A 16,999-nucleotide genomic window follows, 5' to 3' on the forward strand; every position below is an offset into this window, starting at 1 on the left:
GAAAAGTTTGAGCGTACAAAACCGCACGTTAACGTTGGCACTATCGGCCACGTTGACCACGGTAAAACCACGCTGACCGCAGCAATCACCAAAGTTCTGGCAGAAGCCGGTGGCGCTTCGTTCCAGGACTACAGCATGATCGACAAGGCACCGGAAGAGAAAGCTCGTGGTATCACGATCTCGACCGCGCACGTTGAGTATGAGACCGAGAACCGTCACTACGCACACGTCGACTGCCCGGGCCACGCTGACTATGTTAAAAACATGATCACTGGTGCGGCACAGATGGACGGCGGTATCCTCGTCGTTTCGGCTGCTGATGGCCCGATGCCGCAGACCCGTGAGCACATCCTGCTCGCACGTCAGGTTGGCGTTCCGGCTCTCGTCGTCTTCATGAACAAAGTTGACCAGGTCGACGACGAAGAGCTTCTCGAGCTCGTCGAAATGGAAATCCGTGAACTTCTGTCGTCCTATGACTTCCCGGGCGACGATATTCCGATCGTCAAGGGCTCTGCTCTTGCTGCTCTGGAAGGTCGCGATGATGAAATCGGCAAGAACGCTATCCTCGAACTGATGAAAGCGGTTGACGACTACATCCCGGCTCCTGAGCGTCCGAAAGACAAGCCGTTCCTGATGCCGATCGAAGACGTGTTCTCGATCTCGGGTCGTGGTACGGTTGTAACCGGTCGTGTTGAAACCGGCGTTGTTAAAGTTGGCGAAGAGATTGAAATCGTCGGCATTAAAGACACCGTTAAAACCACCGTTACCGGCGTTGAAATGTTCCGCAAGCTGCTCGACCAGGGCGAAGCTGGCGACAACATTGGCGCGCTGCTGCGTGGTACCAAACGTGAAGACGTCGAACGTGGCCAGGTTCTGGCACACGTTGGCTCGATCACCCCGCACACCAAATTCGAAGCAGAAGCCTACATCCTGACCAAGGATGAAGGTGGCCGTCACACGCCGTTCTTCTCGAACTACCGTCCGCAGTTCTACTTCCGTACGACTGACGTAACCGGTTCGATCGAGCTGCCGGCTGGCACCGAAATGGTTATGCCGGGCGACAACGTTCAGATGACCGCAACTCTCATTGCACCGATCGCAATGGACGAAGGTCTGCGTTTCGCAATCCGTGAAGGCGGTCGTACCGTCGGTGCGGGTGTTGTTGCGAAAATCATCGAATAATTTTTGAGATTTTGCACGATTGAGTGCTTGATCTTGGATGTGCGGGCGGCTATAACCCGCCCGCACACCCCGCCACCCGGGCGGGATTTAGTCAGGAAGAAGATAAGCTTTTCAACTTTCTGATGTCTTGTAGGAGTGTAGCTCAGTTGGTAGAGCATCGGTCTCCAAAACCGAGTGTCGGGGGTTCGAGTCCCTCCTCTCCTGCCACTTTTTCCGGGTTGTGAAATAAAGCATTAGAAAGCGGTGTAACCCCGACAATGGCTAAAACGTCGCCAGCACAATTCGTACAGCAGGTCCGCTCCGAAGCGAAAAAAGTTTCGTGGCCGTCCCGTAAGGAAACGACTGTTTCGACCATCATGGTTTTCGTGATGGTTGCTCTTGCGTCTGTTTTCTTCTTTGTTGTCGATCAGCTCCTCGCATGGGGTGTTAAGCTGGTCTTTGGTGTTGGGGGTTGATTATGGCGCATCGCTGGTACGTTTTGCACGTTCACTCCGGTTTTGAGAAAAAGGTCGCCCAGTCGATCCGCGAACAGGCCATCAAGAAAGGTCTGGAAGGTGAGATCGAAGAAGTTCTGGTGCCGACCGAAGAAACTGTCGAGGTACGTCGCGGCGCAAAGGTCAATGCCGAGCGGAAGTTTTTCCCGGGCTATGTCCTGCTGAAGATGGATCTCACTGACGAAAGCTGGCATCTGGTGAAAAACACCGCCAAGGTTACCGATTTCCTCGGCAGCCGTGGCAAGCCGATGCCGATTTCCGAAAAGGAAGCTCAGCACATCCTGCATCAGGTGCAGGAAGGTGTTGATCGTCCGAAGCCGACCATCGCATTTGATATCGGCGAGGAAGTACGTGTTTCCGACGGTCCGTTTGCATCGTTTAACGGGATTGTCGAAGGGGTTGATGAAGAACGTGCGCGCCTGAAGGTGTCTGTTTCGATCTTCGGTCGTTCAACTCCGGTCGAGCTGGAATACACTCAGGTCGAGAAGCTTTAAAAAAAACGATCTTGAAAATTTAAGTCGCTGCTTGTATACGCAGGCAGCAATCAAGGCGCGGGAGGTCAGCCATGGCCGTACCGCGCGCTTCTTTAAGAGGTACCCTAATGGCGAAGAAAATCGACGGCTATCTTAAGCTGCAGATTCCCGCCGGCAAAGCCAACCCGTCGCCGCCTGTCGGCCCGGCTCTTGGTCAGCGCGGCGTGAATATCATGGAATTCTGCAAGGCGTTCAACGCAGCGACCCAGCAGATGGAACCTGGTATGCCGATTCCGGTCGTCATCACCGTTTATTCCGACCGTTCCTTCTCTTTCGTAACCAAAACCCCGCCGGCATCCTACTTCCTGAAAAAGGCAGCAGGCATTGCCAAGGGCTCCGGCACCACCGGTAAAGGTTATGTTGGTAAAGTAACCAAAGCACAGGTCAAAGAAATCGCAGAAGCCAAAATGGCTGACCTCAATGCATTTGACGTTGATGGCGCGATGGCAATGATCGAGGGCTCTGCCCGTGCGATGGGTCTCGAGGTTGTGGAGTAAGACGATGGCCAAGACTGGTAAACGCCTTGCCCAGGCCTATGAGGGCATCGACCGTAACACCCAGTACGAACTTGCAGCTGCTGTAAAGCTCGTCAAAGAAGGTGCAAAAGCCAAATTCGATGAAACCATCGAAATGGCCATGAACCTTGGTGTTGATCCGCGTCACGCTGACCAGATGGTCCGTGGTGTTGTTTCCCTGCCGCATGGTACCGGTAAAACCATGCGCGTTGCTGTCTTCGCAAAAGAAGCCAAAGCAGAAGAAGCCCAGAAAGCTGGTGCAGACGCTGTTGGCGCCGAAGACCTGATGGAAGCAATGCAGAAAGGCGATCTGAACTATGATCGCGTTATTGCAACCCCGGACATGATGGCTGTTGTCGGCCGTCTCGGTAAGGTACTCGGCCCGCGCGGCCTGATGCCGAACCCGAAACTCGGCACCGTGACCATGGATGTTGCGACCGCTGTTTCCGACGCAAAAGCTGGCCAGGTCCAGTTCCGCGCCGAGAAAAACGGTATCGTTCATGCAGGTATCGGCAAGGCATCGTTCAGCGAAGAACAGATCCTTGAGAATGCAAAAGCATTCGTCGATGCGATCGTTAAAGCAAAACCGACAGGTGCAAAAGGTGTTTACCTGCAGCGCGCTGCGATCAGCTCCACCATGGGTGCTGGCGTGAAACTGTCGATTGCTGACATCGCGTCGAAGTAAGAAAATTCGAATTCTGACCGGTCTTCGGATCGGTCAGGACCGGAGAGGGCTCAGTGCCCTCTCTACCTGTCTGTCCCAGACTGCAGGTGAGTGGGATTTGCCACTCTTAATTCCCTGCATAGGCAGAGGTTCCGGTTCTTAGTTTTCCCCATCGGGGATTCACACAAGGCTTGAACATCTGGCAAACGGACGGGCGTCACAGACCAGTTCGAAAGGACTGGTCGCGTCTGTGAACCTCCTTGTGGGGTTCAGGGCAATAAGCAATGTCGGAGACTAAAAGTGAACCGCGATGAAAAACAACAGTTCGTAGCAGAAATGCGCGAAGTGTTCGAAGGTGCGGAAGGCGTCGTCATCACCCAGTATAAGGGTCTGACGGTTGCTGAAATCACCGCTCTTCGTGCACAGATGCGTGATTCTGGTGCGGGCTTCAAGGTCACCAAAAACCGGCTTACGCGACTTGCTCTGGAAGGCACCAAATTTGCTGGTCTTGCAGACTACTTCACCGGTCCGACCGCGATTGGCTATTCAGCTGATCCGGCTTCGGTCGCAAAAGTAGCCTCCGAGTTCGCGAAATCCAACGACAAGCTGGTTCTTGTTGCTGGTGCCATCGGCGAACAGGTTCTCGATGAACAGGGCATCAAAGCTCTGGCAGAACTGCCGTCGCTGGACGAACTTCGTGCGAAACTGGTTGGTATGATCCAGACCCCGGCACAGCGTATCGCTACGCTGACCTCCAAGCCGGCGGGCCAGATCGCCCAGGTGCTGAAGGCATATGCCGACAAAGGCGAAGCCGCGTAAACCAAAGTAATCAGATATCTCAGATATCTAAGTTCAAGCCTAGGAGTATAGTAAAATGGCCGATCTTAAGGCACTCGTTGACGAGCTTTCCAAGCTCACCGTTCTTGAAGCTGCAGAACTTTCCAAAATGCTCGAAGAAGAGTGGGGCGTTTCCGCCGCTGCTCCGGTAGCTGTTGCTGCTGCTGGTGGCGCTGCTGCCGGTGCTGCTGCTGCAGAAGAAAAAACCGAATTCGACGTTATCCTCGCTTCTGCTGGTGACAAGAAAATCAACGTCATTAAAGAAGTACGCGGCATCACCGGTCTTGGCCTCAAAGAAGCCAAAGACCTGGTTGAAGGCGCTCCGAAAGCCGTCAAAGAAGGCGTTGCTAAGGACGAAGCCGAAGAAATCAAGAAGAAGCTGGAAGAAGCCGGCGCAACCGTCGAACTCAAATAATCGACGGCTTCTTGCCAAGGTCTGGGTCGGCGTCCTTCGGGCGCCGGCCCTTCCGTCTCTGTGCACTACGGCAATCGTGCCGAGCCCGTGCAGAGGCGCGAACAGGAATTTAACGGTTGACGCTGCCAAAGGTAATCGTACATAACGTAAGGCCGTTTAGGTCAGAGGTTATCTTTGACGGCGTCGACAGCCGAGGGATCAGTGATCTCAATCAAGTTGGATGTCAAATAACATCCACAGTCATAATCAAGTGAACGCCCGCCCCGTACGGGGCTCGGGCGTCGTTGTGCTGTATGCGTTTTGCGCGACTCGCGAATGTGACAGAGCAGGGACGAACGAGTTCGGACGGTGTGGGGAGGCGCGATTAAAGGAACGATGATGGATAAGTCCTTTACTGGTCGAAAGCGCATCCGCAAAAGCTTTGGACGGATCAGCGAAGTCGCTCCGCTCCCGAATCTCATCGAGGTTCAAAAGAATTCCTACGATAAGTTTTTGCAGACCGGAATCTCGCAGGAGCAGCGAGACGATGCAGGTCTTCAGGAAGTATTCAAGAGCGTCTTTCCGATTAAAGATTTTTCGGAACGCGCAACTCTTGAATTTGTTTCCTATGAGCTTGAGCAGCCCAAATACGATACCGAAGAGTGCCGCCAGCGTGGTATGACCTTTGCCGCACCGCTGCGCGTTACCCTGCGTCTGGTTGTCTGGGATATCGACGAGGACACGGGTGCCCGTTCGATCCGCGATATCAAGGAACAGGACGTTTACATGGGCGACATGCCGCTCATGACCGAACACGGTACCTTTATCGTGAACGGCACCGAGCGTGTGATTGTCTCCCAGATGCACCGTTCGCCGGGCGTCTTCTTCGACCATGACAAGGGCAAGAGCCACAGCTCGGGCAAATATCTGTTTGCCGCACGTGTCATTCCGTATCGTGGTTCCTGGCTCGATTTCGAATTCGATGCCAAAGACATTCTTTACGTCCGTATCGACCGTCGCCGCAAACTGCCGGCGACCACGCTGCTTATGGCTCTTGAAAACGAAGAGTCCGAACAGCTGCGTGCACAGCGTGCCGAAGAAGGCCGTTCTGTCGATCCGTCGGAAATCGAAGGTCTGACCCCGGAAGAAATCCTCAACTATTACTATGAGTCGGCTGAATACCGCCGCACCAAGGATGGTTGGGTTACCGATTTCAGCGTCGAGCGTTACATTGGCCAGAAGCTTGTCTTCGATCTGATCGATGCCAAAAGCGGCGAAGTTGTTGCTGCGGCTGGTTCCAAGATCACCAAGCGTTCTGCTGGCAAAATCGCCGAACAGGGTGTTACCGAGATCCTCGTGCCCGAAGAGCAGCTTAACGGCTGGTTCATGGCTGATGACCTCATCGATGGTGAAACCGGCGAGATCCTGGCAGAAGCCGGCCACGAACTGACCGAAGAAGTGTTCGAGCAGCTGAAAGAATGGGGTGTTGATTCCGTTCGTCTGCTGATGATCGACCACAACCAGGTTGGTCCGTATCTCCGCAACACCATGGCGCTGGACAAGAACAGCAACCGCGAAGAAGCCCTTGTGGACATCTATCGCGTGATGCGCCCGGGCGAGCCGCCGACCCTCGAGGGTGCGGAAGCCATGTTCAAGGGCCTGTTCTTCGATTCAGAGCGTTATGATCTTTCCGCGGTTGGCCGCGTGAAAATGAATGCGCGTCTGAACCTCGAATGTGCAGACACCGTTCGTATCCTGCGTCGCGAAGACATTCTGGAAGTCGTCCGTGTTCTGATCGACCTGAAAGACGGTCGTGGCGAGATTGACGATATTGACCACCTCGGTAACCGTCGTCTGCGTTCGGTTGGCGAGCTGATGGAAAACCAGTTCCGCGTTGGTCTGCTGCGTATGGAACGTGCGATCCGCGAGCGTATGAGCTCGGTCGAGATCGACAACGTCATGCCGCATGACCTGATCAATGCAAAGCCGGTTGCGGCTGCTGTTCGTGAATTCTTCGGCTCCTCGCAGCTGTCGCAGTTCATGGACCAGACCAACCCGCTTTCGGAAATTACCCACAAACGTCGTCTTTCGGCGCTTGGCCCGGGTGGGTTGACCCGTGAGCGTGCAGGCTTTGAAGTGCGTGACGTTCATCCGACCCACTATGGTCGTATCTGCCCGGTTGAAACGCCGGAAGGTCCGAACATTGGTCTGATCAACTCGCTGGCGACCTTTGCCCGCGTCAACCAGTACGGCTTCATCGAAAGCCCGTATCGTAAGGTTGTCGACGGTAACGTCACCGCAGAGGTTATTTACCTCTCGGCGATCGAAGAAGGCCGTTATGTCATCGCACAGGCAAACGAACCGCTTAACGCTGACTTCAGCTTCACCAACGAACTGATCAACACCCGTAAGGCCGGTGACCACTACATGGCCCGCTCCGAAGAGATCGACCTGATGGACGTCTCGCCGAAGCAGCTGGTATCGGTCGCATCCGCGCTCATTCCGTTCCTCGAGAACGATGACGCGAACCGCGCACTGATGGGCTCGAACATGCAGCGTCAGGCGGTTCCGTTGATCCGCTCCGAGGCTCCGTATGTCGGGACCGGTATGGAAGTTCCGGTGGCACGTGATTCGGGTGCAACCCTGATCGCACGCCGTGATGGTGTTGTTGAATCCGTTGACGCGACCCGTATGGTCATTCGCGCAACTGGTGACATTGCTGCTTCGGAATCGGGTGTCGATATTTACACCCTGCTGAAATATCAGCGTTCCAACCAGGGCAGCTGCATTAACCAGCGTCCGCTGGTGAAAGTTGGCGATGTTGTCCAGAAGGGTGACATCATTTCGGATGGTCCGTGTACCGATATGGGTGAACTCGCCCTCGGCCGTAACGTGCTTGTCGCGTTCATGCCTTGGAACGGTTACAACTTCGAGGACTCCATCCTTCTGTCCGAACGTATCGCCCGTGATGACGTTTATACCTCGATCCACATCGAGGAATTCGAAGTCATGGCCCGCGATACCAAGCTCGGCCAAGAAGAAATCACCCGTGATATTCCGAACGTCGGTGAAGAAGCGCTCAAAAACCTCGACGAGGCGGGCATTGTCTACATCGGTGCGGAAATCAAGCCGGGCGATATCCTTGTCGGTAAGGTAACGCCGAAGGGCGAAAGCCCGATGACGCCGGAAGAAAAACTTCTGCGCGCCATCTTCGGTGAAAAAGCATCTGACGTTCGCGATACCTCGCTTCGTGTCCCGCCGGGACAGTTCGGTACCATTGTTGAAGTCCGCGTGTTCTCACGTCGTGGCGTTGACAAGGACGAACGTGCTCTGGCGATCGAACGCGCAGAAATCGAACGTCTCGCACAGGACCGCGATGACGAACGCGCGATCCTCGAGCGTAACTTCTATGGTCGTTTGCAGAACCTTTTGGTTGGTCAGAAACTGGTCGATGGTCCGAAGGGCCTGACCGGCGAGCTGACCGAAGAAAGCCTGTCGGGTGTTGCCCGTGGTCTTTGGCGCCAGATCGCCGTTGCAGACGACAATGTCATGTCTGACATCGAAGCTCTGAAAAAGCAGTTCGAGGAATCGATTGCTGTTCTTCAGGCCCGCTTCGATGACAAGGTCGACAAACTGCAGGCCGGTGACGAACTGCCGCCGGGCGTGATGAAGATGGTCAAAGTCTTCGTCGCAGTTAAACGTAAAATGCAGCCGGGTGATAAAATGGCCGGCCGTCACGGGAACAAGGGTGTCGTATCGCGCATTATGCCGGTCGAAGACATGCCGCACCTCGAAGACGGTACGCCGGTCGATATCGTTTTGAACCCGCTGGGTGTTCCGTCGCGTATGAACGTCGGCCAGATCCTTGAAACCCACCTTGGTTGGGCGTCTCGTGGTCTGGGCGAACAGATCGGCGAACTCGTCGATGCTGTTGCCGATGGTCGTGGCGAGATGGATGACCTGCGCAGCAAGCTTAATGATGTCTACGAAGGCGACGAATACATCGCCGGCATCAAAGAGCTTTCTGATGGCGAAGTCATTGAACTTGGTAACAACCTGCGTCGCGGCGTCCCGATGGCCACCCCGGTCTTCGACGGTGCCCGTGAGCCGGATGTTGTTCGTATGCTTGAAAAAGCAGGCCTCGATGGTTCTGGCCAGGTCGACCTCTATGACGGTCGTACCGGTGAGAAATTCCATCGCAAGGTGACAGTGGGCTATATCTACATGCTCAAACTGCACCACTTGGTCGACGACAAGATCCACGCACGTTCGATTGGTCCGTACTCTCTTGTTACCCAGCAGCCGCTGGGTGGTAAGGCGCAGTTCGGTGGCCAGCGTTTCGGGGAGATGGAAGTGTGGGCACTCGAAGCTTACGGTGCCGCTTACACCCTCCAGGAAATGCTTACGGTCAAGTCGGATGACGTTTCGGGCCGTACCAAGGTCTACGAAGCCATTGTTCGCGGCGAAGACACCTTCGAAGCCGGCATTCCGGAATCCTTTAACGTTCTCGTTAAAGAACTCCGTTCGCTTGGCCTCAATGTCGAGCTTGAGCAGAACGATTTCTAAGTGTTTGGCTGACAGGGGTGCCCATCCGGGCATCCCGGTCGCCAAATCGCATCTTTCGGCCTGAAATTGGCGAAACCCGGCGAGACCGGGCATAGCGGGAGAGCCTTTATGAACGAGTTGATGAAGATCTTCGGGCAGCCGCAGGGCACCCAGAGCTTCGATCAGATCCGGATTCAGATTGCCAGCCCGGAGCGTATCCGCTCCTGGTCGTTCGGCGAGATCAAGAAACCGGAAACCATCAACTACCGGACCTTCAAACCGGAGCGCGACGGCCTGTTCTGTGCGCGCATTTTTGGTCCGGTGAAGGACTACGAATGCTTGTGCGGCAAGTACAAGCGTATGAAGTATCGCGGCATTATCTGTGAAAAATGCGGCGTCGAAGTGACTCTGGCCAAAGTACGTCGCGAACGTATGGGCCATATCGAACTGGCGGCACCTGTTGCCCATATCTGGTTCATGAAGTCGCTGCCGAGCCGTCTGGGTCTGCTGCTGGACATGACGCTCAAGGATCTTGAGCGCATTCTGTACTTCGAAAACTATGTGGTTATCGAGCCGGGCCTTACCCCGCTTAAAATGGGTGAGCTCCTGTCCGAAGACCAGTATATGACCGCCCAGGAAGAATATGGCGAAGACAGCTTCCGCGCCGGTATCGGTGCCGAGGCCATCCGCGATATGCTTGCGGCGATCGACCTTGATGAAGAACGCGAAACCGCGAAAATCGACCTCAAGGAAACCAATTCCGAAGCCAAGCGCAAGAAGCTGGTCAAGCGTCTCAAGCTGATTGAGGCCTTCCAGGAATCTGGCGCACGCCCGGAATGGATGATCCTTGAAGTGATCCCGGTTATCCCGCCGGAACTGCGCCCGCTGGTTCCGCTGGATGGCGGCCGTTTCGCGACCTCGGATCTGAACGATCTTTATCGTCGTGTGATCAACCGTAACAACCGTCTGAAGCGCCTGATCGAGCTTCGTGCGCCTGATATCATCGTGCGTAACGAAAAACGTATGCTTCAGGAATCGGTTGACGCGCTGTTTGATAACGGCCGTCGCGGTCGTCCGATCACCGGTGCCAACAAGCGTCCGCTCAAATCGATGTCGGACATGCTTAAAGGTAAGCAGGGTCGTTTCCGTCAGAACCTTCTGGGTAAACGCGTCGACTATTCCGGCCGTTCGGTTATTACCGTGGGTCCGAACCTGAAACTGCACCAGTGCGGTCTGCCGAAGAAAATGGCGCTCGAACTGTTCAAGCCGTTCGTTTACGCGAAGCTGGAACTTTACGGGATGGCGACCACCATCAAGGCTGCAAAGCGCATGGTGGAAAAAGAGCGTGCCGAAGTGTGGGATATCCTTGAACAGGTTATCCGTGAACACCCGGTCATGCTTAACCGTGCTCCGACGCTGCACCGTCTTGGTATTCAGGCATTCGAGCCTACCCTGATCGAAGGTAAGGCCATCCAGCTGCACCCGCTCGTTTGTACTGCGTTTAACGCGGACTTCGACGGTGACCAGATGGCTGTCCACGTACCGCTGTCGCTTGAAGCCCAGCTTGAAGCACGTACCCTGATGATGTCGACCAACAACATCCTGTCGCCGGCATCGGGTAAACCGATCATCGTGCCGTCGCAGGACATCGTCCTTGGTCTGTACTACATCTCCATGGAGCGTGATGGTCAGCCGGGCGAGGGCATGTCGTTTGTTAACATCGCCGAGATCGAGCAGGCACTGGATGAAGGTGTTGTAAACCTGCATTCCAAGGTCAATGCCCGTTACCACACGGTTGATGAAAACAACGAACCGATCACCGTTCGTGTTGCCACCACGCCGGGCCGCATGTTGCTGTCGGAACTTCTGCCGCGTCATCCGCGCATTCCGTTCTCGACCATCAACAAGCTGCTGACCAAGAAAGACGTCTCGAACGTTATCGACGTCGTCTATCGTCACTGTGGCCAGAAAGAGACCGTTATCTTTGCTGACCGCATGATGGGCCTTGGTTTCAACTGGGCATGTAAAGCCGGTATTTCGTTTGGCAAGGATGACATGATCATTCCGGACGCCAAGGAAAAGCTGGTTGGCGAGACCCATGAAAAGGTCAAGGAATACGAGCAGCAGTACCAGGATGGTCTCATCACCCGTGGTGAGAAATACAACAAGGTTGTTGACGCCTGGGCACAGTGCACCGACGACGTTTCCGAAGCGATGATGAAAGTCATCTCGGCAACGGCAGAAGGTGACAATGTGAACTCGGTTTACATGATGGCGCACTCCGGTGCCCGTGGTTCTGCCGCCCAGATGCGTCAGCTGGCTGCTATGCGTGGCCTGATGGCGAAACCGGATGGCTCGATCATCGAGACGCCGATTATTTCGAACTTTAAAGAAGGCCTGACCGTGCAGGAGTACTTCAACTCCACTCACGGTGCTCGTAAAGGTCTGGCTGATACCGCACTGAAAACGGCGAACTCGGGTTACCTGACCCGTCGTCTCGTTGACGTGGCCCAGGACTGCATCATCACTCAGCATGATTGTGGTACCGATCGTGGTCTCGACATCGCAGCCGTCGTCGACTCCGGTGAGGTTATCGAAACCCTTTCCGATCGTATCCTCGGTCGTTTCACCGCTGACGAGATTGTCAATCCGTCGACCGGTGAAATCATCGTACCGAAGAACGAAATGGTCGAAGAAGATCACCTTGATCTGATCGAAAAGGCTGGCGTCGAAATGGCGCGTATCCGTTCGGTTCTGACCTGTGACGCCGAAACCGGTGTTTGCGGCCATTGCTATGGTCGTGACCTGGCCCGCGGTACCACGGTCAACATCGGTGAAGCTGTCGGTGTTATCGCCGCACAGTCGATCGGTGAGCCGGGCACCCAGCTGACCATGCGTACGTTCCACATTGGTGGTGCCGCGCAGCGTGGTGCAGAAGTTTCCGGTGTCGAAGCAAACTTCGATGCCACCGTGAAACTGAAAAACCGCGCGGTTGTTGAGAACTCGTCGGGCGTGAATATCGTCATGGCGCGTAACCTCGAGATCCTGCTGATCGACAAGACCGGTCGTGAACGTGCGAAATATCGTGTTCCGTATGGTGCGAAACTTCTGACCGATGAAGGCGCGCAGGTTACCCGTGGCCAGAAACTGGCTGAATGGGATCCGTACACCCTGCCGATCATCACCGAGAAAGAAGGTTACGTGAACTATGTCGACCTTCTCGAGAACGTAACCATTCGCGAAGTCTATGACGAAGCGACCGGTATCGCCTCGAAGACGGTTATCGACTGGAAGAGCATGCCGAAGGCATCCGACCTTAAGCCGCGCGTTACCCTGCGTAACGAAAACGGCGAGGTCATCAACCTGGATAACGGTCTTGAAGCCCGTTACTTCCTCTCGGTTGATGCTATTCTCTCGGTCGAGAACGGTCAGAAGGTCGCCGCTGGTGACGTGCTTGCGCGTATCCCGCGTGAAGGTTCGAAAACCCGTGACATTACCGGTGGTCTGCCGCGTGTTGCCGAGCTGTTCGAAGCCCGTAAACCGAAAGAACACGCGATTATCTCGGATATCCCGGGTCGCGTCGAATTCGGCAAGGACTACAAGAACAAGCGTCGCGTCGTGGTTCATCCGCTCGAAGACTCGGGTCTGACCGAACCGGTCGAATACCTGATCCCGAAAGGCAAGCACCTTGCCGTTCAGGAAGGCGACTTCGTCGAGCAGGGCGATCAGCTTCTCGATGGTTCACCGGTTCCGCACGACATTCTGCGTGTTATGGGCGTCCCGGCACTGGCAGATTACCTGGTCAACGAGATCCAGGAAGTCTACCGTCTGCAGGGCGTGAAGATTAACGACAAGCACATCGAAGTCATCGTACGTCAGATGCTGCAGAAAGTGGAAATCACCAAACCGGGTGACACCACGCTTCTGGTTGGCGAAATCATTGACCGCGTTGATTTTGATGCCGAAAACGAACGTGCTCTTAAAGAAGGCGGCGAACTGGCCGAAGGCGCACCGGTCCTCCAGGGGATCACCAAAGCCTCGCTCCAGACGCACTCCTTCATTTCGGCCGCGTCGTTCCAGGAAACCACGCGCGTTCTTACCGAGGCTGCTGTCTCGGGCAAAACCGATACGCTTATCGGTCTGAAAGAGAACGTCATCGTGGGTCGTCTGATCCCGGCTGGTACCGGTGCGGTGATGAACCGCTTCCGTGCACTGGCTGCCGAACGCGACAAAAATGTACAGATCGAAGCAGAAGAGGAAATCGGCGACAACTTTGGTCCGCAATCCGATACTGCTTCACTGCCGGCAGGCGAATAAGTTCGTCGCGTCAGACAGTTAAAAAGAATCAGAAACGAGCCGGACTCTTATCGACGCACCGGCTCGTTTCGGCGTTTGAAGCGCCAACTCGAAGGCCCAGAGGGTTTTGCTTGACGCAAAAGGGGCCCGTCACTAGTATGCGCCCACCGAATCTAGGGGGGTGCAACTGTGCCGGTGCCGTTTTGTGCGGTAGCGGGCGGTTTTCGCCCCCCATCGCTTGAGTGCGACTCTGACGGCCGTCGAGGCAGGAACTCCTGCTTTTATGGGCGTCCGCGCGTGTTTTTGTACTTGTATAAAGACGCGTGGTCGCTCGTCGTGCGTCGATAAGAGCAACGCCCTAGTGGCGTCCGTTAAAGTAAAAGGGAAAGTTAATGCCCACTATTAACCAGTTGATCCGCAAAAAGCGGACTCCGCGCACCCAGCGCGATATGGTTCCGGCACTGGAAGCATGCCCGCAGAAACGCGGCGTTTGCACCCGTGTCTATACCACTACCCCGAAGAAGCCGAACTCGGCACTTCGTAAGGTTGCTCGTGTTCGTTTGACCAACGGCTACGAAGTTACCTCTTACATCCCGGGTGAAGGCCACAACCTGCAAGAACACTCCGTCGTAATGATCCGCGGCGGCCGTGTAAAAGATTTGCCGGGTGTCCGTTACCACATCATTCGCGGTACCCTCGATACGCAGGGTGTCAAAGACCGTAAACAGCGTCGTTCGAAATACGGCGCGAAGCGTCCGAAATAAGGAGCAGCTCAGATGTCACGTCGTCACGCTGCTGAAAAGCGCGAAGTTCTGCCTGACGCCAAATATGGCGATAAGGTTCTGACCAAGTTCATGAACGGTCTGATGCTGGATGGTAAAAAATCCGCAGCCGAAAAGATCGTTTATGGTGCCCTGGAAGTTATGGAAGGCAAGGGTGCAGACCCTGTTGCCCAGTTCCACGAAGCCATGGATAACGTGAAGCCGAACGTCGAAGTTCGTTCGCGCCGTGTTGGTGGTGCTACCTACCAGGTTCCGGTTGAAGTTCGTTCCGAGCGTCGTCAGGCTCTGGCCATTCGTTGGCTGGTTGACGCTGCGCGCAAACGTTCCGAGACCACCATGGTTGGTCGTCTTGCAGGCGAACTGATGGACGCAGCCAACAACCGTGGCTCGGCCGTCAAGAAACGCGAAGATACCCACCGTATGGCCGAAGCCAACAAGGCTTTCGCTCATTATCGCTGGTAACCCAGACCTCAGGATCAAGAGTCGATTATGGTACAACGTACTCCGATCTCTCGGTATCGCAATATTGGCATCATGGCACACATCGATGCTGGTAAAACCACGACAACCGAGCGAATTCTTTTCTACACCGGCAAGTCCTACAAGATCGGCGAAGTCCACGACGGCGCCGCGACCATGGACTGGATGGAACAGGAACAGGAACGCGGCATTACGATTACGTCTGCTGCAACTACCTGCTTCTGGAACGATCACCGTATCAACATCATCGATACCCCGGGCCACGTTGACTTCACGATTGAAGTTGAACGTTCGCTCCGCGTTCTCGATGGTGCTTGCGCGGTATTCGATGCCGTTTCCGGTGTTGAACCGCAGACCGAAACCGTTTGGCGCCAGGCTGACAAATACCACGTACCGCGTATGTGCTTTGTCAACAAAATGGACCGTACCGGTGCGGACTTCTTCCGTTGCGTTGAAATGATGAAAGAACGTCTCGGTGCCAATGTTGCTGTTATGCAGCTGCCGATTGGTTCCGAAGGCGAATTCGAAGGTGTTGTCGATCTCGTTCGCAACAAGGAAATCGTCTGGAAAGACGAAAGCCTTGGTGCAGAATTCGAATATCGCGACATCCGTGACTCGCTTGCTGACCAGGCTGCGGAATACCGCGAAGCCCTGATCGAACAGGCTGTCGAGTGCGACGAAGCAGCAATGGAAGCTTACCTCGAAGGCGAAATGCCGACCGAGGAAGTTATCAAGAAGTGCATCCGCAAAGGCACGATCTCTGGTAACCTTGTTCCGGTCCTTCTGGGTACTGCGTTCAAGAACAAAGGCGTTCAGCCGCTTCTTGATGCTGTTGTCGACTACATGCCGGCTCCGGATGACATCGACGATGTTCGTGGCGTTAAGCCGAACACCGAAGACGAGCCCGATAGCCGTCCGCTGACCGACGAAGCACCGTTCTCGGCTCTTGCGTTCAAGATCATGTCCGACCCGTTCGTCGGTTCCTTGACCTTCATTCGTATCTATTCCGGTGTTCTGGATGCAGGTTCGTATGTTCTCAACTCTGTTAAAGAGAAAAAAGAACGTATCGGCCGTATGCTTCTTATGCATTCAAACAACCGCGAAGAAATCAAATACGCTTGCTCGGGCGACATCGTTGCTCTGGTTGGCATGAAGGACACCACCACAGGTGATACCCTTTGTGACCCGGCCAAGCCGATCATTCTCGAGCGTATGGAATTCCCGGATCCGGTTATCGAAATCGCTGTTGAGCCGAAATCGAAAGCCGACCAGGAAAAAATGGGTCTCGCCCTTGCACGTCTTGCACAGGAAGATCCGTCGTTCCGCGTTAAATCCGATCACGAATCCGGCCAGACCATCATTTCCGGTATGGGCGAGCTTCACCTCGACATTCTTGTCGACCGTATGAAGCGTGAATTCAAAGTCGAAGCAAACGTCGGTGCGCCGCAGGTTGCTTATCGTGAAACCATCTCGAAGTCGGTCGATATCGACTACACCCACAAAAAACAGTCGGGTGGTTCGGGTCAGTTCGCACGTATCAAGTTGACCTTCACCCCGGGTGAACCGGGTTCGGGCTTCTCCTTCTCCGATACCGTTGTTGGCGGTAACGTTCCGAAGGAATACATCCCGGGCGTACAGAAAGGTCTCGAAAGCTCGCTGCACAGCGGTGTGATCGCAGGCTTCCCTGTAACCGACTTCTCGATCACCCTGACTGACGGTGCATACCACGACGTTGACTCGAGCGTCATGGCCTTCGAAATCGCTGCTCGTTCGGCATTCCGCGAAGGTCTTGCAAAAGCTTCTCCGAAGCTGCTCGAGCCGATCATGAAGGTCGAGGTAGTGACCCCGGAAGAATACATGGGCGATATCATTGGCGACCTGAACAGCCGTCGCGGCCAGGTCCGTGACATGGACTCCCGTGGTATTGCGCGCGTTGTTAACGCGTTCGTACCGCTGGCGAACATGTTCGGTTACGTCAACACGCTGCGCTCCATGTCCCAGGGCCGTGCCCAGTTCGTGATGCAGTTTGATCATTATGCCGACGTCCCGCAGGCAGTTGCGGACGAAGTCAAAGCCAAATCGGCCGGCTAAGGGCCAGCTAGAATAAACGGAGTTAGAAATGGCTAAAGAAAAGTTTGAGCGTACAAAACCGCACGTTAACGTTGGCACTATCGGCCACGTTGACCACGGTAAAACCACGCTGACCGCAGCAATCACCAAAGTTCTGGCAGAAGCCGGTGGCGCTTCGTTCCAGGACTACAGCATGATCGACAAGGC

General features: G+C 54.9%; 13 protein-coding genes and 1 tRNA gene. All 14 read left to right on the plus strand.

Annotated features, from left to right (window positions below; genetic code table 11):
- A partial coding sequence (gene tuf / locus FHI25_RS20385; RefSeq protein WP_210520904.1) for an elongation factor Tu occupies positions 1-1,182 on the plus strand: 1,182 nt, incomplete at its 5' end.
- 131 nt (positions 1,183-1,313) lie between these two features.
- A tRNA-Trp gene (locus FHI25_RS20390) sits at positions 1,314-1,389 on the plus strand.
- 50 nt (positions 1,390-1,439) lie between these two features.
- Entirely contained in the window at positions 1,440-1,637 is a 198-nt protein-coding gene (gene secE, locus FHI25_RS20395; protein ID WP_040824880.1) for a preprotein translocase subunit SecE, read from the plus strand.
- Between the two features lie 2 nt (positions 1,638-1,639).
- Positions 1,640-2,170: a transcription termination/antitermination protein NusG gene (nusG, locus tag FHI25_RS20400; protein WP_008892331.1), complete on the plus strand. Its 531-nt coding sequence runs from the start codon at positions 1,640-1,642 to the stop codon at positions 2,168-2,170.
- A gap of 107 nt (positions 2,171-2,277) precedes the next feature.
- Complete coding sequence (gene rplK / locus FHI25_RS20405) at positions 2,278-2,706, plus strand: 50S ribosomal protein L11 (RefSeq protein ID WP_008892332.1); 429 nt, start codon at positions 2,278-2,280, stop codon at positions 2,704-2,706.
- A 4-nt stretch (positions 2,707-2,710) separates the two neighbouring features.
- On the plus strand, positions 2,711-3,409 hold the full coding sequence (gene rplA / locus FHI25_RS20410; protein ID WP_063087032.1) for a 50S ribosomal protein L1: 699 nt from the start codon (positions 2,711-2,713) through the stop codon (positions 3,407-3,409).
- 279 nt (positions 3,410-3,688) lie between these two features.
- Entirely contained in the window at positions 3,689-4,207 is a 519-nt protein-coding gene (rplJ, locus tag FHI25_RS20415; RefSeq protein WP_008892334.1) for a 50S ribosomal protein L10, read from the plus strand.
- 55 nt (positions 4,208-4,262) lie between these two features.
- On the plus strand, positions 4,263-4,640 hold the full coding sequence (rplL, locus tag FHI25_RS20420; protein ID WP_008892336.1) for a 50S ribosomal protein L7/L12: 378 nt from the start codon (positions 4,263-4,265) through the stop codon (positions 4,638-4,640).
- A 378-nt stretch (positions 4,641-5,018) separates the two neighbouring features.
- Positions 5,019-9,185 (plus strand): DNA-directed RNA polymerase subunit beta, encoded by a 4,167-nt coding sequence (rpoB, locus tag FHI25_RS20425; protein ID WP_210520906.1) that lies wholly within the window; start codon positions 5,019-5,021, stop codon positions 9,183-9,185.
- 108 nt (positions 9,186-9,293) lie between these two features.
- Positions 9,294-13,481 carry a DNA-directed RNA polymerase subunit beta' gene (gene rpoC, locus FHI25_RS20430; protein ID WP_008892338.1) on the plus strand — a complete coding sequence of 1,396 codons (4,188 nt, stop codon included), beginning with the start codon at positions 9,294-9,296 and terminating at the stop codon, positions 13,479-13,481.
- A gap of 371 nt (positions 13,482-13,852) precedes the next feature.
- The gene (gene rpsL, locus FHI25_RS20435; RefSeq protein WP_008892339.1) at positions 13,853-14,224 is read left to right on the plus strand and encodes a 30S ribosomal protein S12; all 372 of its coding nucleotides are present in this window, start codon (positions 13,853-13,855) and stop codon (positions 14,222-14,224) included.
- A 12-nt stretch (positions 14,225-14,236) separates the two neighbouring features.
- Positions 14,237-14,704, plus strand: coding sequence for a 30S ribosomal protein S7 (gene rpsG, locus FHI25_RS20440; protein WP_007092426.1), 468 nt, complete (start codon positions 14,237-14,239; stop codon positions 14,702-14,704).
- Positions 14,705-14,731: 27 nt separating this feature from the next.
- Positions 14,732-16,813: an elongation factor G gene (fusA, locus tag FHI25_RS20445; RefSeq protein WP_210520908.1), complete on the plus strand. Its 2,082-nt coding sequence runs from the start codon at positions 14,732-14,734 to the stop codon at positions 16,811-16,813.
- A gap of 28 nt (positions 16,814-16,841) precedes the next feature.
- The coding region (locus FHI25_RS20450; protein ID WP_246879231.1) for a GTP-binding protein at positions 16,842-16,999 on the plus strand (158 nt) is incomplete at its 3' end.

The organism is Thalassospira sp. ER-Se-21-Dark (genome assembly GCF_017922435.1).
Classification (GTDB): Bacteria; Pseudomonadota; Alphaproteobacteria; order Rhodospirillales; family Thalassospiraceae; genus Thalassospira.